The organism is Spirabiliibacterium mucosae, from assembly GCF_014884965.1.
Lineage (GTDB): Bacteria > Pseudomonadota > Gammaproteobacteria > Enterobacterales > Pasteurellaceae > Spirabiliibacterium > Spirabiliibacterium mucosae.
Map to the genome: position 1 here is coordinate 23,904 of NZ_JABTBO010000014.1, position 15,154 is coordinate 39,057.

Consider the following 15,154-nt stretch of genomic DNA (forward strand, 5'->3'; position numbering starts at 1 on the left):
ATGACTCCTTAAAAATTATCGGCTGGGAGCCCCAGCCGATGTTGTTTTTATAATACGCCCAAAAAGCGCCCACCAATACCTAAAATCACGGTGAGGATAATCAATCGCAGTGGCGACCAGCCGCGTTTGACCAAGTAGTACATGAACAAGGTGTACACCAGCGGGAAGAAGGCTGGCATCAGTTTGTCGATCACATCCTCTTGCACCTTGACCACCGCGTCCCCTGCGGTAATTTCAAGGGTGGTGTTAAAGCGGATGTAGGTGGCCACCAACGCACCGATAACGGTCATCCCCACCATGGAGGCAGCGTGGCCGACTTTTTTGGTGTTGGCTTTGATCACAGGAATTGCCGCCACACCCATGCGGTAAGAGTAGTGCGCCAAACCAAAACGCAAAGCAAAGTGCACAATGTTGAACACCACAAAGAAGAAGATGGCGCCCATAAGAGAGCCTTGCAGCGCGAGGCTGGCACCGATACCACCACAAATTGGCAGCAAGGTCAGCCAGAACATCGCATCCCCAATCCCACCGAGTGGCGCACCAACGGCGATTTTGGTAGATTGAATGGCGTTAACGTCTTGTTTTGAACGTTCCATCGCCAAAGCAATCCCCATGACGAAGGTCACCAAAAATGGGTGGGTGTTGAAGAAGCCTAAGTGGCCTTTCATCGCACGGCTTAAGTCATTTTTGTTGGTGTGGATTTTTTTCAATGCTGGAGAGAGGCCATAAAGCCAGCCAGCAGCCTGCATACGTTCATAGTTGAAAGAGGCTTGCAACAGCAGTGAACGCCACGCCATCACATTAATATCGTGTTTTGTCAGCTCAGCACCGATAGTTTGATCTTCATAGAAGTTGTCGTTTTGTAGTGCTTGTTGCTCGGTTGTTTTAGATTCCATCTTCAAACTCCTCTTTTTTCACAACAACAGGTTTTTCAGTGCCTTTGCGCGCATAGTCAATCAGCGCCATGGCAGTGGCGGCGGCAGCAATCGCCAAGATTGGTAGTTTCAACCAAGCTGCGGCAACAAAACCTAGAATAAAATACGGGATATACACATTTTTCATCATGATCTTCATCAGCACAGCAAACCCAATCGCTGGCATAATGCCACCGGCAACGCCAAGGCCGTCGATCACTTGTTTTGGCAACATTTCGATGATTTTACCTGCATGATCGGCACCGAAATACACCGGCAAGAAGGCGCAGAAGAAATAGAATGTACCGAGTACCAACAAGCCTAAGTAGTTAACCCAGTCAATGCCGCGCAAGTTAGCCTCTTCAGCCATTTGGTCACAGCGAGACATCACAGCCGACATCACAGAGAACAGGAAGGTGATTCCCATTTGTACCGCAATCGCAAATGGCACCGCCACCCCAACGGCCACTTTCGGGTCAGTTTTGGTGGTGATGGAAAAGGCCGTACCCACCACAGTACCGATGATCACATTCGGTGGTTGAGCACCCGCCAACGGCGCCAAGCCCATCCACACCAGCTCAAGCGTACCACCGACGAGGATACCGGTTTGCAAATCGCCAAGCACCAAGCCGACAATCGGGCCGAGCACAACCGGACGGTGGAAGTGAGTTAAGCCGTTATACAGGTCAAGCCCTGCAAAAAACGCCACTATACCGAGTATAATGGATTGCAGTAAACTAATTTCCATTCTATGCCCCCTTATTTATTGAGTAATTTGAACAGATCGTGAGATTCTTCTGTTGGCACGCCTTGCACATAACACTCAACGCCGTGGGCTTTGAGTTTTTCAAACGCGTCAATGTCTGCTTGGTCAACAGAAACGGTTTTGTGAATTTGTTTTTTGCCTTCAGTGAAGTGCATATTGCCGACGTTGATGCGTTTCACAGGCACACCGCCTTCCACCAATTTCAAGAAATCGGCAGGCTTTTTGCACACGAGCAGGATTTTTTGGCGATCGGCGGCTTTATGAATGTTGTCGATCACTTTTTGCAATGGCCAAAAACGCACCGCAATGCCATCAGCCAGCACCATTTCCATTAAGTTTTGTTGCATTTCATCTTCGGCAACTTCATCGTTGGCAACCAAGACTAAATTTGCGCCAGCAAAGCCGACCCACTGCACGCCCACTTGCCCGTGGATCAATCTTTCATCAATACGACTTAGTACAATATTTGGCATATTTCTCTCCTTAGCGATAGGCCAATGGGCACGCGCCCAACTGCTTGCTTCATCACATTCTAATTTGGTGATGGGCCTATTATGAAAACGTTTGCTTAAGGCGTAAAGCGCCCAATGCGCGAAACAAGATGTAGTTCACAAAATTTTTTATTTTGATTAAAAAATCAGAAAGTGCGGTTTAGTTTTGTTGTTCAACAAAGTTGGCGAGGGTATCAAAGCGAGCGAGGAGCTGCTGCCATTTGACGCTGTCGATATGCACTGTGAGGTGAAATTGGCCGTGATCATCAATGTGCTCGGCGGTGATGGCATTTTCTTGGTATAACGCATGGCGCAATTTGCCGGCGTGGACGGGCAAGGTGAGTGTGACATCCACCATGGTGTTTTTCAGCCACTGGGTGATGGCCGAAAGCAGTAAATCAAGCCCTAGGCCTGCTTGCGCGGAAATATAAACCGCACTTGGCCGGCCTTGGTCGTCGTAGTCAATGTGCGACGCTACGTTGTCGCACAGGTCAATTTTGTTATACACCAGCAGTTGCGGCACATCTTGCGCGCCAATTTCATCGAGCACGCCGCGCACCGCGTCAATGTTCTCTTCACGGCGCTCGTCGCTGGCATCGAGCACGTGCAGCAGCAGTGTGGCTTCGGTGGTTTCTTGCAGTGTGGATTTAAACGCTTCTACCAAATCATGAGGCAAATGGCGGATAAAGCCCACGGTGTCGGCCAAAATGGTGGTGCCGACTTGCTCAAGCTCCAAGCGCCGCAGTGTGGGGTCAAGGGTGGCGAAAAGTTGGTCGGCGGCATACACCTCCGAGCGGGTCAGGGCGTTAAACAGCGTGGATTTGCCCGCATTGGTGTAGCCGACAATCGACACGGTTGGAATTTCGGCTTTGGCGCGGGTGCGGCGGTTGAGATTGCGTTGGGCGGCCACTTTCGCCAGCTTGGCTTGCAGTTGGCTCAACCGCACTTTGATTAAGCGACGGTCGGTTTCCAGCTGGGTTTCACCCGGGCCTCTTAGCCCCACGCCGCCTTTTTGTCGCTCAAGGTGAGTCCAGCCGCGCACCAAGCGGGTGGAAATATGCTTGAGTTGGGCGAGTTCAACTTGCAGCTTGCCCTCGTGAGAGCGTGCGCGCAGGGCGAAAATATCTAAAATCAAGGTGGTGCGATCAATCACGCGGCAATCGCAAAGTTTTTCCAAATTGCGGTTTTGCGCGGCACTGAGAGAATGGTTGACGAGCACTAAATCGGCGCCGTGGGCTTTCACCGCGGCGGCTATTTCTTCGGCTTTGCCAAGGCCGACAAAGTATTTGGCTTGTGGCGTTGAGCGGCTGGTGGTGAGCACCTCAAGCACATCAACACCGGCGGAGCTGGCCAGCAGGCGGCACTCTTCGATGTTTTCGACGTCTTTTTGTTGCGAAAAAAACACATGCACGAGAATCGCCTTCTCGTGTTCACGCACGCCTTTTGCCGCACTGACAGTAATATCAAAGGCAGAATTTGCCTTTTGCTCTACTTCAGGCATTCGATGGGCTGGCCTTAGCTGTTTTCAACGCTGTCGCTGCTGGCGGCTTGGTTGGCGTTACCACTGTGGTGAGAAATCGCGCGAGCGGGCACAACAGTTGAAATCGCGTGTTTGTACACCATTTGACTAACGGTATTTTTCAGCAAAATCACAAATTGATCAAACGACTCAATTTGCCCTTGCAGCTTGATGCCATTGACGAGATAAATTGATACAGGAATACGCTCACGACGAAGCGAGTTCAAATAAGGATCTTGTAAGGATTGTCCTTTTGCCATAATGAATTCCTTAATTGTTATAGGTTAGCGTCAAAAAAACATAATTATGTGAGAAATAAAGAAAATAAGTCTCCACGCCCAATATAGCAACTTTCTTGACAAAAGTCATCAGGAAAGCGCAGGGAAATTATCACTTTGTGTTATTTTTTGCAAAACGTGATTTTTATTTTGCTCGCCTTCAAGGCTGTCGAGCCACGTTAACGGATGCTTCCAGCCGCGCAGCCAGGTGATTTGCCGCTTGGCCAGCTGCCTGGTGGCGCAAATGCCGCGATAGCGCATCTCGGCCCAATCGTAATCGCCGCGCAGATACTCCCACATTTGGCGATAGCCGACACAGCGCATCGACGGTAGATCCAAATGCAAATCACCGCGAGCATACAGCGCGCGCACCTCTTGCTCGAAGCCGGCGGACAGCATCATATCAAAGCGCTGCTCAATGCGCTGGTGCAAAATTTCGCGCTCGGCAGGTGCAATAGCAAACTGTGCAATGTGATAAGGCAAATTATTATCTACCGTTTGCGACAGCTCGGTTAAACTTTTACCCGAAAGATAATAAACTTCCAACGCTCGGTTGATGCGCTGCGGGTCATTGGGGTGAATGCGCGCGGCGGAAACAGGATCCACCTTGGCTAACTGTTGGTGCAAGTAATCCCAGCCCTTTTCTTGCGCGGCGCGTTCAATTTCTGACCGCACTTTGCTGTCTGCCGCTGGCAGTGGCGAGAGCCCTTCAAGCAGTGCGCGGAAATAGAGCATGGTGCCACCCACCAGTAGCGGGATTTTGCCTTGCGCGGTGATATCCGCCATCTCGCGCAGCGCATCGGCGCGGAAATCCGCGGCAGAGTAGCGCTCGGCGGGGTCTTTGATGTCAATCAAGCGGTGCGGGGCGAGCGCAAGCTCCTCGGCACTGGGCTTGGCGGTGCCGATGTCCATGCCGCGATAAATCAGCGCGGAGTCCACACTGATGAGCTCAACCGGCAAGTGTGCCCGCAAACGGATGGCCAAATCGGTTTTGCCCGAGGCGGTTGGCCCCATTAAAAACAGGGCGAGTGGCTTGCGGCTCATTGCAGGCCTCGGTAGGGCGAGAGATCCAGCGGCATTAAAAGTGCGGTCAGCGCGCGGGCATCTTCGCGCTCAACCGTCGCCAATGCTTGGCTGGCATCGGCCAGTGAGGTCATGGTGTGCTCAAGGCGTTGGCAAAGGGCGAGGGCGAGATCAGCAATGCTGTGGTGATCCTGTGACAGTGCGCCCAGCAGGCAGGCCTGCAAATTGTGGTGGCGCAGCTGGGTTGGCACGGCGCTGATGGTCAGCCGGCAAGCCTCATTTTGTGGATACTCACTCACTTCAAACCCAAGCGTGTCGAAAAAGCCTTTTTGCGCCTGCCAGCGGGCGTGTTGCGCGCTGTCTAAGCGCAGCACGAGTGGGATCAACAACGCATGGCGCTGCACATGGTGCTGCAACGCCAGGGCCTGCGCCGTGGCAGCCAATTTGGCGGCGTGGCAAACATAAAGCTGCTGGCCTTTTTGCAAAAGAATCAATTGGCTGTCGCTGAGCAAGGTGAGCAATCGTAAATGGTGCTCGCTGGCCGTCACCACACTTTGTGCGGGTGCTTGCTCATAGCGAACCGCACTTTGCGTTTCAACCGGTGGTGCTAGCGTGCGGGCAGGTTGCGTGGCGTAGTGCGCCTGCGGCTCGTGCGCGCTCTCGGTGCTCAGCAGCTGGCGATAACTTTCCCGCCACGCTTTGGGCACCGTGGTGGTGGCGTGTTTAAACGGCGCGCTTGTGCTGCGCGCGGTGTCGGTGAAGCTGTTCACGCCTGCCGCAGCACGGTTAGTGGCGGGGCTTGGCGCGTTGAGGGGCAATTGATCGGCTTGGCTGAGCGCTTCTTTCACGCCTTGATAGACAAAATCATGCACCAAGCGCGCTTGGTGAAACCGCACTTCATGCTTGGCGGGGTGAACATTGACATCCACCAAGCTTGGGTCGAGGTCTAAAAAAAGCACAAAAGCAGGATAAAGCTGGCTGTCGAGCTGCTCGCCATAGGCTTGGCGAATGGCGTGCAGCAGCGTTTTATCGCGCATCATGCGGCCATTAACATAGCTGTAATTAAGGTCATTTTGATGGCGTAAAAATTGCGTGTCCGCCACCCAGCCGTAAAGGTGCATGTCGTTGTGTTGCCAGTTGATTTCCAGCGCGTGCTGGACAAACTCCGCGCCACAAATTTGGCTTAAGCGTTTGCGTTTTTGCGCCTCGCTGTGCGCTTTCGGGTACTGGCGCACCACTTTGCCGTTGTGCGTGAGGGTGAAGGCAGTGGTGTTTTTCACCAATGCAATGCGGCGGATGACCTCGTCAATGTGGCCAAATTCCGTTTTTTCGGTGCGCATAAATTTGCGTCGTGCAGGCGTGTTGTAAAACAGCGTAGCCACCTCCACCGTGCTGCCAACAGGGTGCGCGGCGGGTTTTAAGGTGGCGAGCATATCACGCCCTTCGGCATAGACTTGCCAAGCCGCACTTTGCTCGGCGGTGCGTGAGGTGAGTGTCAAGCGCGACACCGAGCTGATGCTGGCTAATGCCTCACCACGAAAGCCAAAGCTTAAAATGTGCTCCAAGTCATCTAAATCGCTGATTTTGCTAGTGGCGTGGCGGGCAAGAGCGAGTGTGAGTTCGTCTTTGGCGATGCCCACGCCGTTGTCGCGCACGCGAATGAGCTGCGCACCGCCACGTTCAATGTCGATAACAATTTCACTGGCGCCAGCATCCAGGCTATTTTCCACCAACTCTTTGACCACCGAGGCTGGGCGCTCGACCACCTCGCCGGCGGCGATTTGGTTGGTCAATTGCGGTGGCAGGATTTGAATCGGCATCTTATTTCAACTTAATTTTTTGCCCAACGCGCACGTTGTCGTCTTTCAGGCCGTTGAGGCGGCGCAACTCACGCAGTTTAATGTTGTATTTAATCGAAATCAGCCCCAAGCTCTCACCCGGCTTAACTACATGCACGCTCGGCACATCACCACTGGCGGCACTTTTGCTGGTGCTGGCGGGCACCGCACTTTTATAATTGGCGGCTTCACCGCTGGTGTTGTAATAATCGATCAAGCCTTGATAAATCGCATTGGCAATTTTGCGCCGGTGCGCCGTGGTGGAGAGTAGTTGCTCCTCACGCGCATTAGACAAAAAGCCCGTTTCCACCAGCACAGAGGGAATATCCGGCGAGCGCAACACGCCAAGGCTGGCATGCTGCGGGCGGTTTTTGCTCAAACTTGCCACCCGCCCAATGCGGCGCAAAATCGATTGCCCCAATTGATAGCCCGCGCGCTGCGAGTGGCCAAATTGCAAATCCAGCACCGTTTGGTTTAAGTATTTTTCGTCATGCGAGGCCAGCACGTTGCCCGCGCCGCCAAGCAGCTCGGATTGTTTTTCGTGATCTTCCAGCCAGCGGCCCATTTCGCTGTTGGCGCGCTTGTTCGAAAGCACCCACACCGACGCCCCTTGAAAGCTCGCTTTCATATTGGAGTCCGCATGGATTGAGATTAAATAATTGGCCTTGTTTTTGCGCGCGATTTCAGAGCGCTCGGGCACCGAGATGTAATAATCCCCACGGCGGGTCAATACGCTGCGAAAGCGCGGGTCGGCATCGAGCATGGCTTTGAGCTCTTTGGCGATTTGCAAGGTAACGTTTTTCTCCCGTACTTGCAAATTCGCGCCTGTTGCGCCTGGGTCTTTGCCGCCGTGGCCCGCGTCAATGGCGATGGTGAGCACCCCTGAGCGGCGCGCAGGCGGTGGCACGGGGGCGGCTTTGGTGACAGGTTTGCTTTGGCTGACTTGCTTGGCGGTGTTGACCGCACTTGTGCTTTTGGCTCCCGCGGTTTTGGGCACCGTGACGGTCACCGTTTTGCCTTTTTGCGCAAACTTGACCGCACTTTTGCCTTCAAGCTCGAGCACCACACGCAAGGTGGTGCTGCGCGGGGATTGGCTGGTGCGCACTTTTTTCACCGCACCATTGCCACGCACAGGCAGCAGGGATTTGTTGTCTAATTGGCTGTTTTGAAAGTCAATCACCAGCCGTTCAGGGTTATGCAAAGGAAAGTAGCTGAATTTGCTTGGCAGCGAAAACGCAAAGCGCACCTCCGTGCTGGCGTTGTTCTCGCTTAGCTTCACGTTGGTCAAGGTGCCGGCAAAAGCCGAAACGCAAAACAAAAAAATCAGCGCCAGCGCAGTCCAAACGCGTGCCAAAGTGCTCATCACAGCCAAGTTCCTCTTAATTGAAGTTGAAACTGCTTATTGTGCGAAAATTTGCGCTAATTGGCAAACAATTTGTGCGCCCAACGCGTTTTGCGGCGTAAAGGTCAAGCGGCGGCCGGTGTTTTGATAGGCGATATCCAGCACCACATCGGGCGGATTGATAAAGCACTCGCCCTTGGCTGGCCACTCGATCAAACACAGTGCATGGGCGTCAAAATAATCGCGAATGCCCATAAATTCGAGCTCTTCAGGGTCAGCCAAGCGGTAGAGATCAAAATGAAAGACCGCCAGCGGCGACAGATGATACTCTTCCACCAGCGTGTAAGTCGGGCTTTTCACATTGCCATCGTGCCCCAACGCTTGCACCACCCCGCGGCTAAAGGTCGTCTTGCCCGCACCCAGTTCACCGTTTAAATAGACACACACAGCGCAGCCTTGCGCCTTCACCACTTGCGCAAACGCCCGCGCCACACCCAAAAGTGCGGTTTCATCCTCACACGTTTTAGTCCACCCCTGCATCATCAATCCTTGGCTGTTTTAACATCACACAATGCCGCTATCTTAGGGTGGTTGTGGCAAGATTACAACTGCATAGTGCTAAATTACAGTGATGTAATAAGCCGTTGTGTTTTAGTTTGAATTTCATCTAAGGTATCGCCTGCTTTGAAAATATTCCCACCGATACCAAGTGCAGATGCGCCACTTTGCATAAAGGCTTTACTATTTTCTGCATTAACACCACCGACAGGGATGAGTTTCGTGTTTTTAGGGAAAACACTTTTCCACGCTTTGATAACGGAAGGTGAAATCATTTCAGATGGGAAGAGTTTCAAACCATCAGCACCATATTTCAAGGCAGTAAAACCCTCTGAAGGTGTCATCACGCCAGGAAGCCAAAGCATGCCCAATTGTTTTGCTTTAAGGCCAACATCAGTATCTAGATTGGGTGCGATAACAATTTCGGCATTTATTTCGTGCAATGCAATAACATCTTTGACAGTCAACACTGTGCCAGCACCAATAATTGCGCTCTCTTTGAAATGATCTTTAAGTAATTTAATGCTCTCAAGAGGATAGGGTGAATTAAGAGGCACCTCAATAATTCTGATGCCTGCTTTGTAAAGTAAATTACCCACCTCTAGACACTCTTTTGGCGTAATACCTCTTAGTATGGCAATAATTGGGCAGGCATTAAGACAGCTTTCAAATTTATTTTTCATAATGTCATCCTTTGTACTGGTTAAAGATGGCTAATGTACCTTGAATAACCGTATTATCAGGCACCATTTTAAAATTGAACCCAAGGTGTTCTAGAGCACTGGCGTAAGCTTGTGGTAATTTGCCATTACCCATAATCCAAACTGTCTCATCTTGATATGATGATGCACCAATCTCAGCACCAATTAGTATGCCACTTAAAAAGCTCATGGCATACTCCTGTGGCATATCGCCGCATAATACTTTAGTCCGAGATAAAAAAATATGATTGAGTAATTGTCCTCCATGTCGAGAATCAAAACCTTGTTCTGCACCCTGCCTAAACCATATTGATTGACTATCAACACTACCCTTAAAAGCACCCAGTATGGTTGATTGGCAAAGAGCATGAAACATTTCACCTGTTAAAAAAGATTTAAAATCAACCATTTTTTTATTTCTGATAGAGGCAACTTTGGAGTGAGTGCCTGTGATAATCATGGAAGCATTTGTTAAACTCAACGCGCTGATAGCACCAATAATTTCAGTTTCTTCCCCACGAATAACATCGGGTGATTTTCCTGTTTTGTTTACACCAGGAATAAGCAGGATTTTGGCGTTTTGACTATTGGGTACTTCAAGCATATTTTTTGCAAGCGTGTTGGCATCGCAAGGAAGTGATGTGTAAGGTATTTCAAGCCAGCCATTTTTAGAGCCAATCATGCCAGACATTACAATAGGCAATTCAGCGCTATAGCCTTGTAACTGAGAGAGGTGTGTAAAAAGCACGGTTTCGAAGTTTGGAGAGGCTTTCAAAATGCCTTCATCTGTTGACACACTATCGATAATATCACCTTGTGCTCCTATTATTCTTGCACGAAATGAAGATGTTCCCCAATCTACTGCAATCAGATGAGCGTGATTTGATGGTTTTTGTTCTAGCATGATTAAACTCCCTTATTCACTAAAAATTTAGAAGCCAAATAGTTATAGATTACTTTGATAACAGGGAAGAAAATAGTAAGCATAGCAATTGAAAACAGTGTGGCGGTGATCGGTCTTGTGTAGAGAAATTCAACACTGCCATTATGGAGTGCGAGTGCGCGTCTGAAATTGGATTCAGCCATAGGCCCCATAATCATAGCTAACACAATGGGTGATACTGGGAAGTCACGCATTCTTAACACATAACCGACAATGCCTGCTGTGAGCATGATGCTGATATCAAATACAGAGTTATTAATCGCAAACGTTCCCACTAAGCATAAACACAAAATAATAGGAATGAGATAAGATTTAGGCATGGACAACACTTTGACTAAATATTTGAGTGTGGATAAACCAATGACCAATAATGCAATGTAGCAAATAAACATTCCCGCAAATAATGTGAACACCATGGAGCTGTGCTCTTTAAATAAAAGTGGGCCAGGTTGAAGCCCTTGTAATGTCAGTGCACCCAACATAACTGCAGTGACCGCATCACCTGGGATGCCTAAACTCAGCATAGGGAGCATAGCGCCACCCGTGCAACCGTTTGAGCCCGCTTCAGCAGCGGCCACGCCTTCAATTCGTCCTGTGCCAAAATGAGCCTTGTGTTTTGAAAAGCGTTTTGCTTCATTGTAAGACACAAAAGCAGCAATATCCGCCCCAGCCCCTGGTACCGAACCTATACAACTACCAATGAAACCAGAGCGAATCATCAGTAGAAACTGCTCTTTAATTTCTTTGAGTTTCGGTATAACACTCGGAATTTGGATATGATTGCGCTCGACTTCATTAGGCTCAGAGATCGACTTGAATGCCTCAGATCCTGCAAATAAGCCGATCATGACAGGAATAAAAGGAATGATCATAAGTTCTTGATTACCAAAAGTGAAACGAGGGTAACCTGTCATAGGATCAAGTCCAATTGTGGCAATCAATAACCCGATAAAGCCCGTAATAAGTCCTTTTAATAGAGATTTGCCTGAAATACTAATAATGATGCTTAAACCAAAAACTGCAAGCGCGAAGTTTTCTGGTGCTGAGAATTCAAGTGCAAATTTTGCTAGTAGTGGTGCCAAGAAAACTAACATTAAAACACTAACAATCCCGCCAATAACAGAACCAATGGTGGCAAAACCTAAAGCTAACCCTGCTTTGCCTTTACGTGTGAGTTGATAACCATCAAGTGCGGTTGCCGCGGCAGCTGGCGTGCCTGGAATATTCAATAAAACGGCAGTAATGGAGCCACCATAAATGCCTCCGAAAAAAACACCACTAATCATTAAAAGTGCTGAAACAGAGTCCATGCCAAAGGTGAAGGGTAATAAAATAGCAACACCCATAGTCGCTGTTAATCCAGGTAATACACCTAAGACAAGGCCAATACACACCCCCATAAGCCCTAAAAATATCGCCATGGGTTGAGTAAATAAGCTATAAAATCCTGCAAGTAATAATTCTAAGTTTTCCATTTAATTTCTCCTTCAATATTATTCAAAAATAATACCCAGTGGGAGTGGAACGTTGAGCAGCAATTGAAAAACAACATATATCAAGATTGTTATTCCTAGTGAGGTTAAAACAATATTTATTTTGCTTTTTATTCCAAGGAGTATCATTAGCGCGCATGAAAATAAGAAAGAAGATAAATAAAATCCAATTATTGGAATGAGATAAATAGTTAAAATGTTAAAAATGATTGCAATGATAGCACGTTTGACATTTAGCGGTAGTGAGCTAATGGCTTCTGTAGTGCTTGATTTAAATAGTGTTTTACCTATGCCAATAACACAGAGCAGCGCAAGTGCGGACGCAAAGAAGATTGGGAATCGAGCTGCGCCAATATCATTGGCCATTGTGAAATCAGGGAAAGTATTAGCATAGTACAAAGCAAAAACAGCAATGGCGAGAAAGAAGATATAAATTGATAATATGATATAATCAATGTTTCTTTTCTGATTTTCCATAATTAACCTCAAACTTGCAAAGAGGTGCTAACCAAGGTTAGCACCTGAAATTAATTATTTAGTCATGCCTAATTTGGTCATGATGTCATGGAAAAAGGCGTTGTCTTGCTCAATCACTTTTTCAAATTCTTCTGAATTTAGGTATGCAGGTGTCAGATTCATTTTTTCGAGTGATTGATTGAAAGCCTCATTTTGGCTCACTTTAAGTGCTACTTCACTGAGCTTATTCACAGCATCATCAGGCGTTTTTTTCGGTACTACAATACCTCGCCATGTTGCAATAGACAGATCAACGCCTAACTCTTTAAGCGTAGGAACATCAGGAAATTTTTCTGAGCGCTTATCCGCCATTACTGCAAGAATGCGCACAGTCTTATTTTAAACATGTGTTATAACCTCTGCAGGACTAACAGTCACGGCTTCAATATGTCCACCTAAAAGTGCGGTTACTGCTGGGTTTGCACCACCATAAGGAATATGAGTAAATTTTGCTCCTGTCTTTTCGCTTAGTGCTTCGGCAGCAATATGCCAAATGGCCCCAGTGCCTGAGTTACCAATGCGAATTTTGCTCGGGTTATTTTTGGCATAATCAATGAATTCTTGAAAGGTATTCCATTGAGAGTCAGATTTAACTGAAATGGCTGCAGGCTCAGCATTCAAACGTGCAATAGGCTTGAAATCACTAGCTTTCCAATTCACTAATCCCAAATTTGGTAGCATTGTTAATTCAACGGTACCTGTTCCAATTTTGTAACCATTTGGTCGCGCCATGACGATCTCAGTTAAACCAACTGCACCGCCACCACCTGCTTTATTAACAACGCCCATGTTGTGTGGGAGATATTGATTAGCGGTATCTACAAATGCACGGGTAACAAGATCAGTTCCACCCCCTGCAGAGTAAGGCACAATCACCTCAATATTACGTGTTGGATAATCTGCCGCTTGAGATACAGTGGCCGCGGCAAGGCAAGAAACACCGACGATGCTGATAAGCTGAGTTAATTTTTTCATATAAGTCTCCTCAATAAAATATAAAATTACGCCTTAAGGCATATATTGTCCGCCATTTACATTGATAATCTGTCCTGTTATATATCCAGCAGCCTGATGTGAAGCGAGAAAGGCAAAAGCGGGAGCCATTTCTTTTGCCGTGCCAAAGCGGCCAAGAGGGATGGTTTTATTGATGGCTTCTCGTGTTGCTTGGTCTTTGTCTGCATGGAAATCCGTATCAACAGTGCCGGGTGAAACAAGATTGCAGCGAACACCGTCTTTAGCATAGGCTATCGCCCATGATTTTGTGATGGTATGTAACCAGCCTTTAGATGCTGCATATAACGAGGCGCCAGGTCCGCCACCCATATAAGCTGCAAAAGATCCAACATTAATCACTGAACTTGTCCAATTTTCTTGTTTAGCTGAGTTAATTAAATAAGGAAGTGCATACTTGGTCATATATTGTGCTGACGCCACATTGAGGTTAAAAACAGCCTCAAGAAATTTTTCGTCAATTTCGGGTAATTGTTTTCGGCCGACTAATCCGCCGACATTATTGATAAGAATATCTAGTCCACCATGCTCGTCGACAAAATCGTTGACCAATTTCCTGCATTCAGATTCCTTACTTAAATCAGCACAGTAATAAGCTGCTTTACCGCCAGCTTGCTCCATTTGTGACAGTAAATTATCGAGATCTTTTGGTGGTCGCCTTGATGTGATAGCAACAGTTGCACCTAGTGATGCAAAAAGTTGCGCGACTGCAAGGCCAATCCCAGCAGATGAGCCAGTTACGATAACTTTTTTATTGCGCAAATCACTTAGCATATACTCTCCTTAATTTTTGCAGCGAAGATCATAAATTTTCAATTTTATTTGAAATGGCTTGAGCAGTATTTTTGAGTACAGCAACTAACTCATGCATTCTCTCGTTAGGCATATAAACGCTGATACTGGCAACAGAAATAGCAGCAATTATTTGTCCATATTTGTTGCGTATTGGTACAGCCACACAGCGTAAAATTTCGCAGTTGTCCTCCAAATCAAAAGAAAAATCACCTTTACGATACTCATTCATCCGTTTTTTCAGCTCTTCGTGTTTATCTGTTGCTGCATAGTGAGTGATTAAGCGATTTGTCTCAGTAACAGGCAGATCCAGCATTAATGCTTTTCCAATGCCAGTGATGGCAAGTGGGAGTCGATCACCAATTCGAGAGCGCATTTCAATTTGGCGAGAGCCTGAAATTTTGTCTAAATAAAAAATATGGTCGCCTTCACGAATACCTAAATGTACTGTATCTTGTGTCACTCTCGCTAATTCCTCTAAATAAGGATGCGCAATGGCTTTCAGAGGCATCTGTTCTTGTGCGATGATACCTAATCGAATGATACTGGTGCCAAGGACATAGCCAATACCAACGACGTGGCGAATATAGTTTTAGTTTCCAATGATTTCAGTGTCCGGTGCACAGTAGTTTTAGGCATATCTAAAGCTCGTTGGATAGCTGTTAGCGTCCTGTGTCCAACGGAGATAGCTTCAAGTACATCGATGCTTTTTAAAATACTTTTGGTTTCACTCATACTTCATCCTTACATGAGTTACTTTAACTAAAAGCTTGTACAATTTATGTGATCAATGCCATAGTTTCATAATGCAAAATACATATTCCGAATAGTGGAATTTTTTGTAATTGCTTTAGAAATCTGAGTAGGCATAAACCGCACTTTTAGAATAGATAGACGGTGGCCCTCTTTAACAACTTGTGAAACAACTCACAGAATGCGGGGGGCTTTTTCGATATACTAAACGCAATT

15 protein-coding genes and 3 pseudogenes are annotated in these 15,154 nt (G+C 47.6%); all 18 read right to left on the reverse strand.

Features of this window, described 5'->3' with window-relative positions:
- Positions 1–47 precede the first annotated feature (47 nt).
- Entirely contained in the window at positions 48–896 is an 849-nt protein-coding gene (agaE, locus tag HPC37_RS06640; protein ID WP_208122385.1) for a PTS N-acetylgalactosamine transporter subunit IID, read from the reverse strand.
- Positions 886–1,662, reverse strand: a complete 777-nt coding sequence (gene agaW / locus HPC37_RS06645) for a PTS N-acetylgalactosamine transporter subunit IIC (protein WP_208122386.1) — start codon at positions 1,660–1,662, stop codon at positions 886–888. The genes agaE and agaW overlap by 11 nt, the downstream gene beginning before the upstream one ends.
- Positions 1,663–1,673: 11 nt before the next feature.
- Complete coding sequence (agaV, locus tag HPC37_RS06650) at positions 1,674–2,153, reverse strand: PTS N-acetylgalactosamine transporter subunit IIB (RefSeq protein WP_208122387.1); 480 nt, start codon at positions 2,151–2,153, stop codon at positions 1,674–1,676.
- Between the two features lie 178 nt (positions 2,154–2,331).
- On the reverse strand, positions 2,332–3,672 hold the full coding sequence (hflX, locus tag HPC37_RS06655; RefSeq protein WP_208122388.1) for a ribosome rescue GTPase HflX: 1,341 nt from the start codon (positions 3,670–3,672) through the stop codon (positions 2,332–2,334).
- A gap of 14 nt (positions 3,673–3,686) precedes the next feature.
- Positions 3,687–3,950 carry an RNA chaperone Hfq gene (gene hfq, locus HPC37_RS06660; RefSeq protein WP_208122389.1) on the reverse strand — a complete coding sequence of 88 codons (264 nt, stop codon included), beginning with the start codon at positions 3,948–3,950 and terminating at the stop codon, positions 3,687–3,689.
- A 108-nt stretch (positions 3,951–4,058) separates the two neighbouring features.
- Positions 4,059–5,012, reverse strand: coding sequence for a tRNA (adenosine(37)-N6)-dimethylallyltransferase MiaA (miaA, locus tag HPC37_RS06665; protein WP_208122390.1), 954 nt, complete (start codon positions 5,010–5,012; stop codon positions 4,059–4,061).
- A complete protein-coding gene (gene mutL / locus HPC37_RS06670) occupies positions 5,009–6,811 on the reverse strand; it encodes a DNA mismatch repair endonuclease MutL (RefSeq protein WP_208122391.1) in 1,803 nt (600 codons plus the stop codon). Before mutL ends, miaA begins: the two co-directional genes overlap by 4 nt.
- A 7-nt stretch (positions 6,812–6,818) precedes the next feature.
- A pseudogene (locus HPC37_RS10925) lies at positions 6,819–7,736 on the reverse strand (N-acetylmuramoyl-L-alanine amidase); the annotation flags it as partial.
- A gap of 105 nt (positions 7,737–7,841) precedes the next feature.
- A pseudogene (locus tag HPC37_RS10930) lies at positions 7,842–8,192 on the reverse strand (AMIN domain-containing protein); the annotation flags it as partial.
- A gap of 36 nt (positions 8,193–8,228) precedes the next feature.
- Entirely contained in the window at positions 8,229–8,714 is a 486-nt protein-coding gene (gene tsaE / locus HPC37_RS06680; protein ID WP_208122393.1) for a tRNA (adenosine(37)-N6)-threonylcarbamoyltransferase complex ATPase subunit type 1 TsaE, read from the reverse strand.
- An 80-nt stretch (positions 8,715–8,794) separates the two neighbouring features.
- Entirely contained in the window at positions 8,795–9,412 is a 618-nt protein-coding gene (locus HPC37_RS06685) for a 2-dehydro-3-deoxy-6-phosphogalactonate aldolase (protein WP_208122394.1), read from the reverse strand.
- Positions 9,413–9,416: 4 nt separating this feature from the next.
- Complete coding sequence (locus HPC37_RS06690; protein ID WP_208122395.1) at positions 9,417–10,334, reverse strand: 2-dehydro-3-deoxygalactonokinase; 918 nt, start codon at positions 10,332–10,334, stop codon at positions 9,417–9,419.
- Positions 10,335–10,336: 2 nt separating this feature from the next.
- Positions 10,337–11,848, reverse strand: a complete 1,512-nt coding sequence (locus HPC37_RS06695; protein WP_208122396.1) for a tripartite tricarboxylate transporter permease — start codon at positions 11,846–11,848, stop codon at positions 10,337–10,339.
- An 18-nt stretch (positions 11,849–11,866) separates the two neighbouring features.
- Positions 11,867–12,343, reverse strand: coding sequence for a tripartite tricarboxylate transporter TctB family protein (locus HPC37_RS06700; RefSeq protein WP_208122397.1), 477 nt, complete (start codon positions 12,341–12,343; stop codon positions 11,867–11,869).
- Between the two features lie 54 nt (positions 12,344–12,397).
- Positions 12,398–13,357, reverse strand: a pseudogene (locus tag HPC37_RS10935) (Bug family tripartite tricarboxylate transporter substrate binding protein).
- 33 nt (positions 13,358–13,390) lie between these two features.
- On the reverse strand, positions 13,391–14,167 hold the full coding sequence (locus HPC37_RS06715) for an SDR family NAD(P)-dependent oxidoreductase (protein ID WP_208122400.1): 777 nt from the start codon (positions 14,165–14,167) through the stop codon (positions 13,391–13,393).
- A 28-nt stretch (positions 14,168–14,195) separates the two neighbouring features.
- Positions 14,196–14,696, reverse strand: coding sequence for an IclR family transcriptional regulator (locus HPC37_RS06720; RefSeq protein WP_208122401.1), 501 nt, complete (start codon positions 14,694–14,696; stop codon positions 14,196–14,198).
- 20 nt (positions 14,697–14,716) lie between these two features.
- Positions 14,717–14,920, reverse strand: a complete 204-nt coding sequence (locus tag HPC37_RS06725) for a helix-turn-helix domain-containing protein (protein WP_208122402.1) — start codon at positions 14,918–14,920, stop codon at positions 14,717–14,719.
- Positions 14,921–15,154 lie beyond the last annotated feature (234 nt).

Coding starts and splice junctions, on each gene's coding strand:
- agaE (WP_208122385.1), bottom strand. CDS start 896: ATGGAATCTAAAACAACCGAGCAACAAGCACTACAAAACGACAACTTC.
- agaW (WP_208122386.1), bottom strand. CDS start 1,662: ATGGAAATTAGTTTACTGCAATCCATTATACTCGGTATAGTGGCGTTT.
- agaV (WP_208122387.1), bottom strand. CDS start 2,153: ATGCCAAATATTGTACTAAGTCGTATTGATGAAAGATTGATCCACGGG.
- hflX (WP_208122388.1), bottom strand. CDS start 3,672: ATGCCTGAAGTAGAGCAAAAGGCAAATTCTGCCTTTGATATTACTGTC.
- hfq (WP_208122389.1), bottom strand. CDS start 3,950: ATGGCAAAAGGACAATCCTTACAAGATCCTTATTTGAACTCGCTTCGT.
- miaA (WP_208122390.1), bottom strand. CDS start 5,012: ATGAGCCGCAAGCCACTCGCCCTGTTTTTAATGGGGCCAACCGCCTCG.
- mutL (WP_208122391.1), bottom strand. CDS start 6,811: ATGCCGATTCAAATCCTGCCACCGCAATTGACCAACCAAATCGCCGCC.
- tsaE (WP_208122393.1), bottom strand. CDS start 8,714: ATGATGCAGGGGTGGACTAAAACGTGTGAGGATGAAACCGCACTTTTG.
- HPC37_RS06685 (WP_208122394.1), bottom strand. CDS start 9,412: ATGAAAAATAAATTTGAAAGCTGTCTTAATGCCTGCCCAATTATTGCC.
- HPC37_RS06690 (WP_208122395.1), bottom strand. CDS start 10,334: ATGCTAGAACAAAAACCATCAAATCACGCTCATCTGATTGCAGTAGAT.
- HPC37_RS06695 (WP_208122396.1), bottom strand. CDS start 11,848: ATGGAAAACTTAGAATTATTACTTGCAGGATTTTATAGCTTATTTACT.
- HPC37_RS06700 (WP_208122397.1), bottom strand. CDS start 12,343: ATGGAAAATCAGAAAAGAAACATTGATTATATCATATTATCAATTTAT.
- HPC37_RS06715 (WP_208122400.1), bottom strand. CDS start 14,167: ATGCTAAGTGATTTGCGCAATAAAAAAGTTATCGTAACTGGCTCATCT.
- HPC37_RS06720 (WP_208122401.1), bottom strand. CDS start 14,696: ATGCCTCTGAAAGCCATTGCGCATCCTTATTTAGAGGAATTAGCGAGA.
- HPC37_RS06725 (WP_208122402.1), bottom strand. CDS start 14,920: ATGAGTGAAACCAAAAGTATTTTAAAAAGCATCGATGTACTTGAAGCT.